Here is a 15576-nt window from a genome sequence, read left to right on the forward strand (position 1 = left end):
GTATTAATTGGGTTAAGCGTGTTACTGGTTGAATGTTAAGTTCATTCGCTAATGCTGCCCTGGAGGATTCACTTATCACTATATAAACCGCAAAAAACATACACACGTTAACGGAGAGGCAGAACCAATCTGGAGAAGCAATGCGGTCGCCTTTATCACCGGATTTCCCCCTTGAAATAAGGAATTAAAAAAAAATCTGGGGATAACAGGAAGATGGTACTGCACTCACAGTGGCCTTGTGTGATTGATTAGTGCGGTTTATATAGAAAACCATGTTCCGGCCTTCTATACTCTTTCCTTCTTCTATTCTGAAACTTGCAAAGAATGATACAAAGACATTTTATTGATTAAAGACAGATTCATAGTGCAGATCTACACAAGGACGCTACTCTGATTTCATGCGCCTTTGCTACAGTACAGGGTGATTTGCGTTACATTCAGTGGTTTCATACGGACCGCGGTAGTGAATCTAAAAATCAAAGGATGGACGAGCTTCTGAAGACATTTGAAATCGGCCGATCTCTGAGCATGAGAGGCTGCACCTATGACAATGCTGCGGCTGAAGCCACTTTACAAAGTCATGAAAACGGAGTTCATCCCAGATAAGCTTTCAAAACCTTCGTCATCTGGAATTAGAATTATGCGATTACGTAAACTGTTTTAACAAACATCGAATTCACGGAACACTGGGATACATGACACCTGTTCAGTATCGCCATGCAGCCCTTAAAAAGCTGTCTGATTTAATATTAACAATCTAGTGGTCAGGGTTTTCGCTTACCCCGTCAGAATGGCTGTTGTGTCTCGCCCTCATTCTTTTCTAACGACGGCTTTGAAAATGCTCACCGTGTGCATGCAAAAAAAGCTTACTCCTTCTCAGCATTCAAGCTGGAATAAGCCTTTGATTGTTTATCAAGTATTGGCAGTTCTTTAGGGTTTGGTTTGCTGGTTTTATCTTTCTATCTTGTTGTGGGAGTTGCGAACCACGTTTCCACAAATCTTAACAAACTCCTGGCGTAGATCCATAAAATGTTATTCGAAAACAGAAAGGGTAATAAATGGATCGCTCCATTTTACCACCCTTCCTTCGATTACCTTGTGCTATAACGTAACAATAATTTTATTTTCAATAATAGTTCTAAAATTAGAGTAATTCCTCATCATATTATTACCGTATACACTCACAGCTTCATTCCCCTGTATCATACTCTCATAATTGTCTTTGAATACATTTTGTTCGTACTCGCTCAAACTCGCATAATACCTAATGCTCGCTTCTTCTGCTAATTCACGCGAACCATGATCTAACACAAATCCAATATCAATTATATAACCATTTTCGGGGTAGAACCCTTGCACAACAACTTCTTTTACGAAGTTATCCAAATCATTCATACATTTATCTACAATTGGCATGAATACACTGTCTAACCAGTTGGTGAATTCACTAACCACCTGGTTCCAGTCTTTCTCATTTGCTATATTCCAATGTAAACTTCCGCTTGGAATATTACATTTGTGGGTACTTGTATGAAAGATTTTATTTTTAGATTTTAGCGGAATAATGGCACATTCCCCATAAAACACGACAGTTTTATCAGAAATATTATTCCAACTTGAATAAAAAACACCTTATACATGAATTTTTTATCTTTTTTAGTCATCCAATGACTTGACTTAGCATATTTCCAACCATCGTCCTTATATTTCTCAGCTACTAAAGCACATACATTATCAAATGCCTCACTTGCCTTCATAATTTACACCTCATATATATGTCCATCGGGTTCATTAACTCTAAAGACAATCTGCAAATCCTGTGGCTCACCTTAAAAATTTCTAAATTTTTTTGCAATTTTCAGTTGGTTCATGCTTAAATTGTAAATCGAATATAAATCCATCTACTGACTTTAAATCTTGATAAATACTATAAATCAGGGAAGCCTTTTTCTTGATTTTCTGTATATATGGTGCAGTCTCAGAGCTTTTTTATTCTTGTATTTATAACATTACCATCTTTATCAGTTGCAATTGCATCAACCCTAATTTTTGTCCCATCGTTTGTTACAATCGTTATTTCTTTTTGCGCATTTTTGTATTGTTCTTTAAATTCCTCAAACTTTTCGTTGGAAAATATATCTCCTTACTCTCTAAGCTTCTCTCATTTTTCACTTGCTTCCTTCCATTCTAACATGCGTTACTGGTTGGATGTTTAATTCATTCGGCAATGGGTACCGACTATTTCAGTATTAATGCAAATTGTAACAAAACATATTAATTTTATTCATCATCATACAAACTACCAATAAATTCTTGAATATTTTTCGCCAAGAAATGCATGTTGTCCATAGCATCATCATACTCTTCATCGTGTATCCAGAAAAAAATCTGATCATAGAACTCTTCTCTTATACCTAAACAAATTTGATTACCCCCGGAATCTCTCGCTATGGGAATAAATCCAATTTCTAATATCTCCTCAAAAAATCCAATCTTCTTTTCAAGATTATTTTTCATATTACCAATTCCGTAAAAAACATTTAATGCACTTTCACCCTCATCAGATGAAATTTTAAAAACATTCGGTTCTACACGCCCCCCATTATACTCCAACAAAAAATCTTTATATAACTTAGGTAATTCGATCTCATTAGTTTTCTCAAAGTTCTCTACCTGTTCTAATGATACCGGTTCATGGATTTTTACAATTTCAGCCATTCTTATTACTCCTCACTTTTTTTATTTTTACCGTTGACATTTCTAAGTTCGCATTTGGTAACTCCTCTGGACGTTTCAATGGAGATGCATGCAACTGCCCTTTAAACAACGGGGTTTCCTTTCCCGTATTATCTGTAGAGCACTAGGTCTAGTTTTGGTGTATCAGAAATATGTATTTCGCCAGAAAGTTTATATTTAGAACTACTCAAACCGCCATTCAAAACAAGCAGGCTCCGGTTGTCTTAACCGGAGCCCCTTACACTTTTCAACAACCTTTAAATGTACAATTGAATATAACGCTCTCGTTCCGGGATATCTTCATCTCCCAATAAATCGACCTGACTAAACGCATGGTTATGCTCCAGTTCGGCGATAAACAACGCGTAAAAGTCTCCTGTCGTTGGATAGGTAAACAAACCATAACCTTTAGGTGAGATTAACTTGTTCACTTCCCTAATTTTCTCCGGAAGATAGGCATAGTCAAACTCTCCCAACACCTCTAATTCTTCTGCAGTTCCCAGTTCAATGTCGTGAGCAAACTCATAATCCAAAATATAATTGACGATTTCCTGTCCCTCTTCCCCCTTGTAGTCCAAAAATAAAAATCGTTTCGTCGCTAAACCATGGTTTAGCATGCTGAAGTATACCAACGATTCGTCAGGATCATTCAAAATTTGATCAATATCCTCTGCATTTTTGAATATCAAGGGCACCAAATCTTCATCGTCCATACTCTTTTCCTCCTCTATTCAAACAGCATTCCGTACTTGTTCGGAATATACTCAGGGTAGTTTTTACGATAGTAACCATCCACCAGTTGCAAAATGGGATCCTGATCCGGATACGGCTCGGGGTCTTGAATCTCTATTTTAGCTTCGGGCGAATTCATGAGGAAATCATCGAAATGCGTTGGATTCGGCAAACCTTGCTTTTTTCGTACATGAAGCAAAAACAAGATTTCATATGGATAAAAGGTATAGCGAAAATCTCCGAATTCTAATGACTGCCCCAGCTCCGCAGCTAGCATAGAATGGTATTCTGACATTTTACCAATCAGTTGTGTGATCTCATCAAGGTCAGGCGTGTTCCAACGGTCTAACACTTCGCTGTATATGCCAAGTTCTCCCGGAATTAAGTCATAGTTCATACCTTTCTCTTCCAGCTTTAATTTAACTATCATATGGATATTTTGGTTTACACCAAAAATCGTTTTGTTAGAACTTCGCAAATACAACTCAAATAAATACCAAATATGTTTATTCCAGTCATTGGCCTTCATGATGTTTTCCACGAGATACTCTTCAATAAAGTCAAAGAAAACATCCTCTTCTTTTTTCCATCCATACATGTTGAAATGAATTAGGGCAACTATATTTAAATCAAATGAATAATGAATTAACTTCATATTCGGGTAACGATCTTTATATATATGTCGGACCATACATTGGTAAAAAACAACTTTCTGTATTTGCTTTAGCCCCATTGCATTCTCCTCACCTTTAATCAGCACATGATGTTTCCATTCCGATAGCCAGTAAGAAGATATTCTATACATATTAACTAACAGGATATGATCCTTTTCAGTTTCGTTATTTTCCACAATATCGGAATTTTCTATTTTAGCCTCTTCATACTTCTTTAACGATTTTTCCAGTGTTAATCCCTCAGAAAAATTCTTGATATATCTTTTGTATGCCATTTGCAATTTTTTTGAATTTATCATCGCTTTCTCCTTAGCAGAGTTATTTTATAGCCTTATTCCAATCCTTTACCTTGACAATATCTACGCCAAATCCAACATTCGTTTTTGAAATGTCTACTTCAACCCTTATGAAATCAAATTCTAAGCCAGGGTTTTCTCTTACCAATTTGTCGAATTTTTCCTGAAATCCTTCATATCTTGAATCGCCGTTTTTCAGCATATTATCAAAATACCCATCACCACCCATTTTTTGATTTGTTGAATAAGTGAAATTTGCCCATTCAGAAGTTTTTGCTTCAATCATGGTAATTTTAGGCGGTGGACCTTTTGATAAAAATGTACCGTCAACTCCATTACGACCAACTTGGAACAAATCCGATATATCTTCGCCAAAATTATTATCTTTGGCAATTTTTCTAGCAACTTCCTCGCCAAAGTCACCTTTATCGTGATGATAGTACTTTGTATTATCGATTTTACGCTCATACCCTTCCACATTAGATAAATTGTAGTTACTGCTTATGTCATCTGGAGTATCAAGTTGATTGGCAAGTTTACTTCGTTCACGTTTAATTTTCTTTAGTTCTTCTTTATCCGCCCCTTCTTTTTCCATTTTCTTAATTTTCTTATCTAGGGCGTCAACTTCTTTTTTAATTTGTTTCTGAGTTTTTCCTTTTTTCTTTTTCCCGCCGCCTCCAGGCGCACCCATTAGCACCATTGAAGCCATCATAACAATGTTGTTATCGCCATATCGTCCCAACATATCTAGCGCGGCGCTAAACATGGCATCAGACATAATGTCGGTCATCAAATTCATGCTAAATGAATTAGCCATATCTAATGCTTTAGTCAACATCGGCGATTTCATCATCAGATCATTGAGCTTGCCCTTCAGCTTGTTCGCCAGATCCATCGGGCTGAAATTGCTCGCCAGACCCTTAGCTTTCGTTAGCACCTTGCCCAAGGCACCGGAGATCGCATCTCCCGTCTTTTTCGCCAAATCCCCAACAGCTTTAGCTACTTGTCCAGCTTTGTCCATCACCTTGCCGGCGACGCCCATCACGCTATCCACGACTTTGCCGGCCTTGGACAACAGCTTGGAACCCTTCACTGCAAACTTTGCACCCGTCGCCGCCCAACCTACGAACGGAATCGCAGCTGCGGCGGACAATGCGGCATTCACATAATCTCCCCGTGCCGCATAGATTCCTGCGTTGGCCAAGTCCGCTACCTCTCCAATGACAGGGATCATCCCGGCAACGTCAAGCACGGTTTGGGTAACGTCCAGCACTTTTCCCCAGAAGCCTTTTTTCTCCTCGGGCTCTTCTTCCACCTGAACCTCGGATACAAAGGGGGCCTCCGGCACTGGCTCCAAATCCTCGACCGTCACTGGCAACTTGATCAATCCATCGAGCAGCACTTCACTGCCCTTCAAATCGGTCATGCCATCCAGGATGACGCTGCTATCACCGCACTGAAGATAGATGGTCTCCTGAGCCTCAATCCCTATCTTCTTCTCGCTTTCCAGTATGAATTCCTGCCCGGCTACCGCTACAATTCCGGTATCACTCTGAATGTTGATGCCGCCACCATCCAGCGTAATGAACAGGCTGCCTTCGGTCGCAATCAGGGACATCTCGGAATCGGTCATTTTCATCTCTTTGCCATAGTTCGTTCCCCAGCTCTTGGTGGCAGGATCGGCCGTCTTTGGGGAAGGCTGACCTCCACGTCGAACCGACCCCATGGCGAAGGCATCCCGTTCCCGGCCCGTCGAAAAATACACCTGGACTGCATCTCCGGATTCGGGCATGCTGTAGAATCCGCCGCCGTCCCCGGCGTAGACCGCCGAATACGGCATCCAGCTGGCCTCATCTTCGGACTGTGAGGCATCTACGTCCAAATGTACCTTCACGGTATCTTTGGATACCCCGATGATCTTGCCGTCCAGCGCTGCGCCTGCAATGTCATCATTCACGATCTCGTTCTGGCGTATGCCGCTCTCCGGGCTTAGCGTCACCGTATGCCGCAGCATGCCTCCCCGTAGCAGACTCACGCTGGCTTCCACTTTCAACTCTTCTTCCTGGAACAGCACGGTATCTCCAAGTGCGAACCAACGGTGTGTATCCACCGTATATCTCGTAAAATCCTTTTCCGTCACGCCTGCTGCACCCACGGCCCACGCTTCCTTCAGCGCCTTCATGTCACGGGTTAGCGTGTAGCCTTGATCCGGCAATTCCGAGAATCGTCCATCCGGAACCCCGATGTAGAGCTTCGGTGAATCCGCCGTCACCTCCGGAATAATTACCGCCCCGAACCTCGAAGCCATCCGCCGCAGAAACTGCCAGTCTGTCTCCCGATACTGCAATGTCAACGCACCCAGTTTCGTACCGCCGCTGACGTAATCGATGACATCCGACTTCGGATAGGCGGTCAGCACCTGGCGAATCACGTCTTCACAATCCTGGTCCTTGTTCTGAAACGAACGGATTCGCGGCTGAATATCCAACAGGTAAGAATAGGATACCGCCTCGAGTTCCAACAGATAGATCCCTTGCACCCGGCGTATGCTCACGTCCTGCACCATGCCCTGGAACAACTTGCGCACTTCCTGCCCCTGATCTCCGGTTTCGATCAACTGCACATTTTCCGACTGAACAGCCCGTTTCAACTCCCGATCCTGTTGCTCATCCGGCACGATGCCTTTGAGAAACAGCCTTGCATGATCTCCTGCCCTTCGTTCGAGCCGCAATTCCTGAATGCTCTGCAGCGTATAGGGCGACAGGCACCGGATGTTCCCCGCTCCGACAGCCGACTCCACGATGCTCATCGTTCTCCTCCTCTCCTCGCCTTCATCCTTGCCTCATCCCTACATCCGTTGATCAAGGACATATAGTGATGGTCCTCTGTAGACCTACATGCCAGCACTTTCGATCAGCGGATATTGCCTCCGAACCCGGTTGTTCCGCCGATGGACGATCCCCCCAATTCCTGTCCATCGTCTTCAATCTGGATGTATCCGCCATACAGGCACATGTTCATGCAGGTGCTTAATAGCGCAGGTTCGTTTTCGATCAGCACATCCGTCTTTCCGCCCATCCACGGCGTGCTCACCACGGGGATGCAAGGTGCCTTCTGCACGCCTTCGATATCGAATTCGCCCGCCTGTACGGCCGGATTCAATTGACTCGTGCAGTTGCCAAACGGCATGATGTGAATCATCGGCGTGGCATCTGCCACATTCAATTGCGCTTTCTCTTTCAAATGCACGCCGTGACTGTACGGAATCTTCAGCCGATTCAGCTGCGTTCCGCAGGAACAGCTCAGAATGGCCCCGGCGACGACGTAAGCCGGCCCGCCGGCCCCCTCATCCACTACATCCGGTTTCGTTGCTCCGATTGCCTCTGCCATCATCATTTCTCCCTTCGGGTCGGCAGCAATGCGGCTGCCCATAGTTCAACTTGACGTTCATGCCTCTCAGCGTTGTAACTCCCAAGTGGTCAATTCCACCCGTTCCAACTTCAAACCAATGAATTCCCGTCTCAGTATCGCTTCCGCCAGTGCCAGATTGACGAGCAGAACCGTTTCCTGCAAACGCTGATCCGTGAGCTGAACGACAGGCCATGCAGTGCGGTTCAAGCGATCTCCATCTACCTGTAAGCGGCGCAGACGCCCGCTCCGATCGAATTCGCTGCCACCAGCCAGCGCAGCGATTCGTGGCGGAACCATGAACCAATATGGATATAACTTTTGGCGCTCCAGATCCATCAGTCCAGTCACACGAAACAGCAGTTTTGGCGCAAAGGCCTGCATCACATATTTCAGATCATCAGACCATAAAGGGTAAGGCTGCTCGATCAGATCAACAGCAACCGGGCTGCGGCTTGGGCGAATCGTAAATTGCAGTGTTGCCTGCTCCAGCTCATGAAGCAGCTCCCCCCGCATCCATTCCGGTTTTATCCGCTCCTTCACATGCAAAGGTTCAATCGCATCCGCAATCCGCTGATCCTGCGTAATCCGAAACCAGCTTTCTTTCATCATCTCTGACCTCCCACTGCTCCAATCTGCTGCATGGCTTGCTTCAGCTCTTCCGGGGAATTTCCGATCGGCTGACCATCCGGCAGCGTCCGTTCCCTGGCTTCCGGGCGACCATGAAGCAAACAGAACGCTCCTTCGTCCATCCGTGCTTCTGTCAGCAGAGAACCGGTGAAATCCGTTTTCGTTACATCCGCGCCGCGGAAATCTGCTCCCGTCAGATTACACACGCCGAAGACGGCTCCCCGCAGATCGGCTCCGCGAAAATCAGCTCCTCCAAGATTAGCCAGCATGAAATCCGCTTCCCGCAAATCGCATTCGGCAAACGAAATCTCATCGAATCCCGGCCCGTTCCATTGTTCTGCATCAGGCAACCCTCGCTGTGCGTTCACTCCATAAAATGTGGCTCCAACCAGCCGGCTTCCTCGAAACCGTGTCCCATACATGTCGCTTCGATCCCACCGAGTATCCGTAAGTTCGCACCCTTCCCACGATGTGCCCGTCAAGTTACAAGCCTGGAATCGTCCGCCGCCGAACAACAGACTGCGAAAAGCCGAAAACCGCAGATCCATCCCGTCCATATTCATGCCGGATAGATCCATTCGTTCCAATGTGCCGTATCCGTAAGCCTCATCGTTGCCTTCCGACAGCCATTTGCGAATGGCTGCCTCGTCCTGATCGGCATAATCTCTCCGGTACACCGATTCGCTCACATCCAGGTACTCGCCCACCCTTACCTCGAATGCATCGCATTTGTCCAATTGGTCGAATGCCTCGCAAGCCAACGCGTCTGGCAACGCATGACGAATGAGCGAGGTAACATAGGCATGGCCATGCGCAGACTCCTGAATCAGCAACCGCTCAACATCAGGACGGTGAATCGCTCCCCGAAACGGCGATCCGGGCCGTTCCAATTCCTCTTCCCAACAGCTCTTCATGACGTTCAGGTAACCAAAGGCCCACGCGGCATCATAACTGCTCTCCACCGAACGTGGATCAAACAGCCATGTTTCGTCCGAAGCTTCGGCCAGATACAGAAACCGGCCTTCAAGCATGGAGGTCCGGAGCATAGAGTAAGTAACGTGACCAATCGGCCCGTGCTCTCCAATCTGCTGCTCATGCAGAACCCGCTCGCAGAACTGGCCAAAATGATGGACGAATTCTTGCTTCAATCGTTCGCGTTGTTCGACATACAATCGCTCCCAATGGAGTAACACCCGACTACGCACCGGAACTACAACCTCTTCCTTGAACCTTTCAAGTGCCATATTCATGCATAACCCACCACCTAGATAGCATTAATATGTTGTTATATGAATATCAGACATAACTTACATTCATCTGACCGAATGGGGGAATCCGCCCGGCAAAAGCCATGTTGTCCAAATTGCTTCCGCCCCGATCCCGATCCGATCACCTAATTGGTTTTCAATTCTGTCCCGACCAATGCGGTCGTTCCGTCAAGCTTGATGTTGCTTTCCTTGCAAGTCAGGCTGATCTCCTCTTTTGCGGACAGTACGATGCTTTTCTCGGCATTCATCATGATGTCTTCCTTGGCGGTGATTTTGACCTGCTGGCTGCTTATGATCTCGATTCCTCCGCCTTCGCTGAGCCGGATGAAGATCTCGCCATCCTTGCCTGTCACAATGACCTCTTCCGGAGTCATCTTGAGCTCCTTGCCTGCCGCGGTACGGAAATACTTGTGGTCCGGGTTGCTGACCTTATTGTTCTCTCCGTCATCGCTGTTCTGGCGGACAGAACTTGTAGCCACGCCTTCTTCTTCCCGGTTGCTTGGAAAATAAATTCGAACACTGTCGCCCTTCTCGGGCATAACGTACCAACCGCTGTTGCCTTCCGCCGTGTACACGGATTGATAGGGGAAATCATGAGCACCAGATGCGCTCTGCTCTTTGTCAATGTTCAGATGAACCTGCACCTTGTCTTTGTTGATGGCGATCACGCTTCCTTGTAAAGAGACGCCTATGATTTTGTCATTGTGAAAGGTATTTTGGCGCAAGCCGCGATGTGTACTAAGCGTATAGCGATGTTTCAACAGGCCGTTCCTCATCTCGGTCATGGCTTCATAGACGTAGAGCAGGCTGCCCTTGAATTCGATGGCATTACCGAGATCCAGCACCCGGTTCGTCTCGACCTCGTAGTACACGTAATCGTCTTCGCCGACTTCTACTTTCGTGTTCTGGGAAGTATAACGATATTTGTCCATCCGTTTGCGCACCCGGTAATTGAAATCCTCAAGCTTGCCTTTGGATGACGTATCGAAGACGCCGAAATAGAACTTGGGCGTATCGAATACCGATGCTGGCATAAGGCCCGTGCGCAAGCGGGAAGCAATCCGCTTCAGAAATTGCCAGTCCGTCTCTTCGTATTGCAACGTGAACTTGCCGATGGCCGCACCATCTGTCGCAGCATCCATGATATCGATATTGGGGTAATCGGACGCAATGGCGTCCAACAATTGGGGGTAAGTCATGCTGTGGTTTTGGAATGAACGGCTTTTGCGACGGACATCCAGATCATGCGTATGAGAGATGCCTTCCACTTCCAGGGTGTAGACCCCGCCGTTCGCGGTTACGCTAACGCTGAGAATCAAACCGCTGAATAACACGGAAGTGCCTCGTTCCTCATCCACTTGACTAATCTCCACCAGCGTGTCCGAGCCGCTTAATCGGACATATGAATCCTTCTTCTCTTCGTCAACAATTCCCGTAAACTTCATGCGGGCATGCTCGTTCATCTGTTTCGTGATGGATAGTTCCTGAAGACTGACCAACTCAAACGGGCTGACTCTCACATTCTGGTAAGACAATGCTTCTATGCTCAATTCAAAGCACTCCCTTCATGCTCATGTTCGACTTGAAAACGGATAGAGTTCATGATCGCAGAAGCAATCGGTTGCCAGTCCTCCATCTCCCGATCGGTGCAATTGAACGTACACATCAGTGCCCTGTCCTCCAGTGAAGTGAACAGCATGAAGTGATAGAGATTGGCATTGACGACTGGGGTAAGGAACTCGCAAATGGCCACATCCCTGCCATCGATCTTACGATCATGATCCCCATACCATTTGGTCAATTTCTGAGTTTGGCGCAAAATTTGAATCATGCTCTGCTTAAAAAGCGGCAAGTCTTCCTGCGGCAATCGGTTGGTCGTGTGGTTCACTGCCACATTAATGGTGCCGTCCGCATTCGTATAGACCCATTTCGGCCGATTCTGGGATGGATATTTCAATTCCAGCATTTGGGGAGACATCGGTTTGAACGTACGCGGCAACATCAGGTTGATTTTCCCGTCCAGACATTCGGTTTCCTCAAAAGAGTATGGTTCGTCTCCGATCTGCACAAATTCAGCATGAAGGTCCGGTTCGGGTTCATCCGGGATATGACCATAACCATCATCGGTTGGCGATGTAGACATGCCGTTCATCATCGCCATAATCTTTTCGTCCCAATGCTTCATCACGCTCATCCTTTCTACTTGGAGTACAACATGTCATTCCGTGAATTAACCGTTTGAGCCGCAGCTTTCTCTCGCTCCTCTTAATCCACGATCATTCGCTGCGGACCGCTACCCAGGTAGCCCGGGCGTCCGCCACGGCCTCCCGCTCCGGCCAAGATCCGGTCCAGGTAGCGATGAATCTGGGCATTGCCGTAGTCCCTAACTTCCTGTCCGAGCCTGCTCGCAATGTAATGCTGGATCACCCGCCGATTCACGATCCCCTCGTTCAGGCACATCATGGCAAACGTCAGGTCCAGCGGATCGGTCGTGCCGGTACGCATCAGCCGGTCCGCATAATCCCTCATCATGAGCGGGGACAACGTGCTGGCCCCTTCGGCCGCATAAGGTACATGGATGACGTGCAAGGTGTTGAACTCAGTCGCCAGATCCGCGAACGTCTGGTAATCCTGCCGGAGCCTTGCACCTTCTTTCAGCTTGAAGCGACCCAGCTCCAGTTCGCCAGCACTGCATTCCTCTTCATCCAGCACAAGCTCCATCGAACCTGTTGTGATATCCTGTATCGTGGTTTCTTCGAGCAGCCGAACCTTCAGCAGCGTCATACGGCCTGTCGCCACGTAAGACATGTCTATTTGTTCGGTCAGCATATACAGTTTGCCGTGGTACAGCACGATGCCGGGGGATATGGACAGCTTGTCTGCCTTTACTTTAACCTCCGCCCCAGCAATAATGCCGTTTGCATAGTTGCGGTAGCGGAGTTCCAGATAGTCGCGCGGATAATCTCGAAGCTGCTCCAGCATGGCGGTTTTGAGAATGCGGCCCTTCTGGAAATGCGGATACGCATGCGTGAACATCAACTTCTCCCTCCCTTCGAACCGGAGCCAGCGCCTGACGACGCACTCCAGGCAATCTTCACGGGCACTTCATCTTGTGCCATTCCCTTGGTCCGGTTTCTCTACTTCATCCCGTCAAAGAAGTCCAATTCCGACAGATCCGGCTCGAACGGAAACAGCTTCTGCGGACCAAGATAGAGCCGTTCGTTCTTTCGAGCAATCGGCAGGACGTAGAAGCCCCAATGGCGATCATCCGGGAAAACGAAAAACTTCGTCTCGCCGTTCACGATCGAGTCGGTATCATCCTGCGGAATTTTGCCTTGGTATTGATCGCGAATGTCCTCATACAGCACTTCCTTGTACATGTTCGGACGGTTGCCATATACCAGCTTGTGTCTGAGAAATCCGTCGCTGCCGCTGACGTACAGCTCGACTTCGGTCGTCTCGGACGGTCTGGAGATGCTGCCCGGCATGCCGTCGCTTCGATCCAGGCTGCTGATGAGTGCCTTTTCCCGCCCATTGTGGGTGTATGCGCTGATTTTGTATGGAATCACGGCGGCATCGTGGGTAATCTGCGCCCGTACCGTGCCGTTCTTCCGCGAGCTTAAATACCGGATTGCCCCTCTAAGGCAAGCGAGCTTCAGATCCGGCACCCGGCCTTCCGCCGGTTTCTGGCGAAATTCAATGCTTTTGCCTGGTACGAACTCTTTCAGCGCTTCCCGGAAAACGTCAATCCGGCACGACTGACCTGTCAGCTTGATGATCGAATATTGGCTCATCCGGCCCTGCCTGTAAAATTCATCAAGGAACTTGCGCACGACATCGTAGATGTCTGCTTTGATCAGCTGCGTAATTTCCTTGATGTTGAACACCACATCGGGGAATTCGTACTCATCCTTCAGCACGCCGTCCCGTTGGACCGACAGGAACCAGCGCTCCATGGTCGTAATTTGCAAGTCGTTATCGCCGTCATCCTCCAGTTCCGAATGGAACCGATTACGCAGAATGCCCGTTTTGCGAAAAAACTGCTGCTTCATTTCCTCGGCGATTTCCCATAGAAAATAAAAATTGCCCCTGACTCGCAAATACTCGTCGCGCGAAGCGTTCTCCCGCCGGGCAAAGGCGGTCGGGATAAGCCTTTCCGCTTCACGGTAACGTTCCTCCAGCTTGGCGTACACGGCCTGTACCCCTTCCTCGTCCACCTGACGGAACACGTCCGCGCCGGGGGCTTCGATCAGGCTGTCGATGTCGACCATGCGGCGCTTGCCCTCGTAATAATCGGCAAACGCGATTTTCATGAACTGCATGATGCGATACGTCAGGTTATGTCCGCCGAAGTTGGTATCCCCGTTCTCATAGGTGGTGTGAATGTCGAGATGGTAGGCGATCTGCCCGTCCTCGACCGTAAAGGCACATGACGACAAATCGGTCGTTCCCCCGCCGCAATCGATCACCAGCGCATGATACGTCTGCCCTTCCATGAAGGACCCTCGTTCCATGCCGTCCGCGAGCGTGTTGTACAGAACCGCCATTCCTTCATCCAGCGCATATTCCCGTTCGATGTTGTACTCCGGCAGCATCTCTTCGAACATTTGCAGAAACTGCGCCTTCATCTTCACCGGACTGGACAAATGCACGTGCCGGAACCGGCACTTGAACTGATGCTCCGCCGTACGGATCACATAGTTCATATACGCCCGCAGCAGATCCATGCGCGTCACGATGGCGGCATTGCCGTGCGGGTCCACGATCTCTTCCTTTTTGTTGTAATCATTCACCCAACGCTTCATGTTGCGGAACAAACTCGCCCTGCTGCTGTATCCCCCGCGCCTCATGCTGCGCAGTGCCTCGTAACCGAATTCGTAACGAATGTTCGCAGGATCGGAACAATCGGCCACGCCGACAGCGGTAGGCAAAACCTCGATCCATTCCGTCTGCCTGTAGGTCGGATCGGGAAAAGCCACGTAGTTGATTTCGTCCAGACGAACCCGGCCATTCAGCAGATCCTGGCTGCTCGGTGCCTGAATGTAGCCGGTATGCAAATAGGCGCCTGCCGTCGTGTTGGAGGTGCCAAAATCAACCGCAAGCACGGCTTCCGTCGGCTCAAGCTCCCGGATTTCGAGATCGGCCAGCGGAATTTGGGTGTATTGAATATGTACCGGAGGCAGCGGCCTGTCGGAATAATAGCTCTGATAGAGGTATTCCGAATCCCTTTTCCGGAAAAACAGCAAGCTGTACTGCCTGTTGCCCGTCCGTCTCCAAGTCGAACCGGGAGCTGCGGTCAGATAGAACGTGCCATGAGCCCCTTCGTCCTTTACCAGATTGAAGATGCCGCATAACTCCATCGTTTCGTTCACCAACAGCACATTGGACTCGACCAATCCTCCCGGCGCCGTGACGATGTAGCGGTCCAGCTTGTCCACCTTCAGCCCTTCATAAAGAATCAGCCTCGCTGGAACGCTTACGCCCCCATCACTAGTCATCGGCGTGGACATATTACGAGAAATGGCCTTCTGCAGCCGCTCGAACCCGCCCTCGCGCTGTTCCCGAATCCACAGCACATCGTCTGCGCCCAGAAATTTCAGAATGATGCGGATCAACTCTTCACGCTCCGTTCGGGCCCCGATCCCTTCGACCAATCTTTCTTTGTAGCAAATATTGCGCAGCTGAAAAGTGGTCATGTCCATCAGCTCTTCACGCGTATAACGCATCGTTCCGCGGGCCCGCTCCCGTCCGGCAGCGTCTGGATACAGCCTGTATGAATATCCGTTCATGGTTCCTCCTTCTTGCAGGCGGCTGAAGCCAACCGCTAATCGT

Annotated in this window: 12 protein-coding genes and 1 pseudogene; 1 reads left to right on the forward strand and 12 read right to left on the reverse strand. The window is 48.0% G+C overall.

Features of this window, described 5'->3' with window-relative positions:
* The first annotated feature begins 602 nt into the window (after positions 1–602).
* Entirely contained in the window at positions 603–761 is a 159-nt protein-coding gene (locus tag RSX24_RS32395; RefSeq protein WP_356724755.1) for an IS3 family transposase, read from the forward strand.
* A gap of 340 nt (positions 762–1101) precedes the next feature.
* Here the strand turns inward: RSX24_RS32395 and RSX24_RS29785 are convergent.
* The 12 genes and pseudogenes from RSX24_RS29785 to RSX24_RS29840 all read right to left on the reverse strand — a co-directional run bounded on the left by RSX24_RS29785 (position 1102) and on the right by RSX24_RS29840 (position 15533).
* Positions 1102–1757, reverse strand: a pseudogene (locus RSX24_RS29785) (hypothetical protein).
* 523 nt (positions 1758–2280) lie between these two features.
* A complete protein-coding gene (locus RSX24_RS29790; RefSeq protein WP_343262661.1) occupies positions 2281–2718 on the reverse strand; it encodes an SMI1/KNR4 family protein in 438 nt (145 codons plus the stop codon).
* A gap of 275 nt (positions 2719–2993) precedes the next feature.
* Complete coding sequence (locus RSX24_RS29795) at positions 2994–3449, reverse strand: DUF6630 family protein (protein ID WP_343262662.1); 456 nt, start codon at positions 3447–3449, stop codon at positions 2994–2996.
* 14 nt (positions 3450–3463) lie between these two features.
* Complete coding sequence (locus tag RSX24_RS29800) at positions 3464–4441, reverse strand: hypothetical protein (RefSeq protein WP_343262663.1); 978 nt, start codon at positions 4439–4441, stop codon at positions 3464–3466.
* Positions 4442–4460: 19 nt separating this feature from the next.
* Positions 4461–7247 carry a phage baseplate assembly protein V gene (locus tag RSX24_RS29805; RefSeq protein ID WP_343262664.1) on the reverse strand — a complete coding sequence of 929 codons (2787 nt, stop codon included), beginning with the start codon at positions 7245–7247 and terminating at the stop codon, positions 4461–4463.
* 104 nt (positions 7248–7351) lie between these two features.
* Entirely contained in the window at positions 7352–7828 is a 477-nt protein-coding gene (locus RSX24_RS29810; RefSeq protein ID WP_236421140.1) for a DUF4280 domain-containing protein, read from the reverse strand.
* Between the two features lie 66 nt (positions 7829–7894).
* A complete protein-coding gene (locus RSX24_RS29815; protein WP_343262665.1) occupies positions 7895–8458 on the reverse strand; it encodes a serine protease in 564 nt (187 codons plus the stop codon).
* Entirely contained in the window at positions 8455–9726 is a 1272-nt protein-coding gene (locus RSX24_RS29820; RefSeq protein ID WP_236421098.1) for a pentapeptide repeat-containing protein, read from the reverse strand. The genes RSX24_RS29815 and RSX24_RS29820 overlap by 4 nt, the downstream gene beginning before the upstream one ends.
* Before the next feature lie 143 nt (positions 9727–9869).
* On the reverse strand, positions 9870–11294 hold the full coding sequence (locus RSX24_RS29825; RefSeq protein WP_236421099.1) for a contractile injection system protein, VgrG/Pvc8 family: 1425 nt from the start codon (positions 11292–11294) through the stop codon (positions 9870–9872).
* Positions 11291–11929: a hypothetical protein gene (locus tag RSX24_RS29830; RefSeq protein WP_236421100.1), complete on the reverse strand. Its 639-nt coding sequence runs from the start codon at positions 11927–11929 to the stop codon at positions 11291–11293. The genes RSX24_RS29825 and RSX24_RS29830 overlap by 4 nt, the downstream gene beginning before the upstream one ends.
* Before the next feature lie 80 nt (positions 11930–12009).
* Complete coding sequence (locus RSX24_RS29835; protein WP_236421101.1) at positions 12010–12780, reverse strand: DNA and RNA helicase; 771 nt, start codon at positions 12778–12780, stop codon at positions 12010–12012.
* 101 nt (positions 12781–12881) lie between these two features.
* Positions 12882–15533, reverse strand: a complete 2652-nt coding sequence (locus tag RSX24_RS29840; RefSeq protein ID WP_343262666.1) for a molecular chaperone — start codon at positions 15531–15533, stop codon at positions 12882–12884.
* Positions 15534–15576: the final 43 nt, after the last annotated feature.

It is taken from the genome of Paenibacillus hubeiensis (assembly GCF_032334105.1).
Lineage (GTDB): Bacteria > Bacillota > Bacilli > Paenibacillales > Paenibacillaceae > Paenibacillus > Paenibacillus hubeiensis.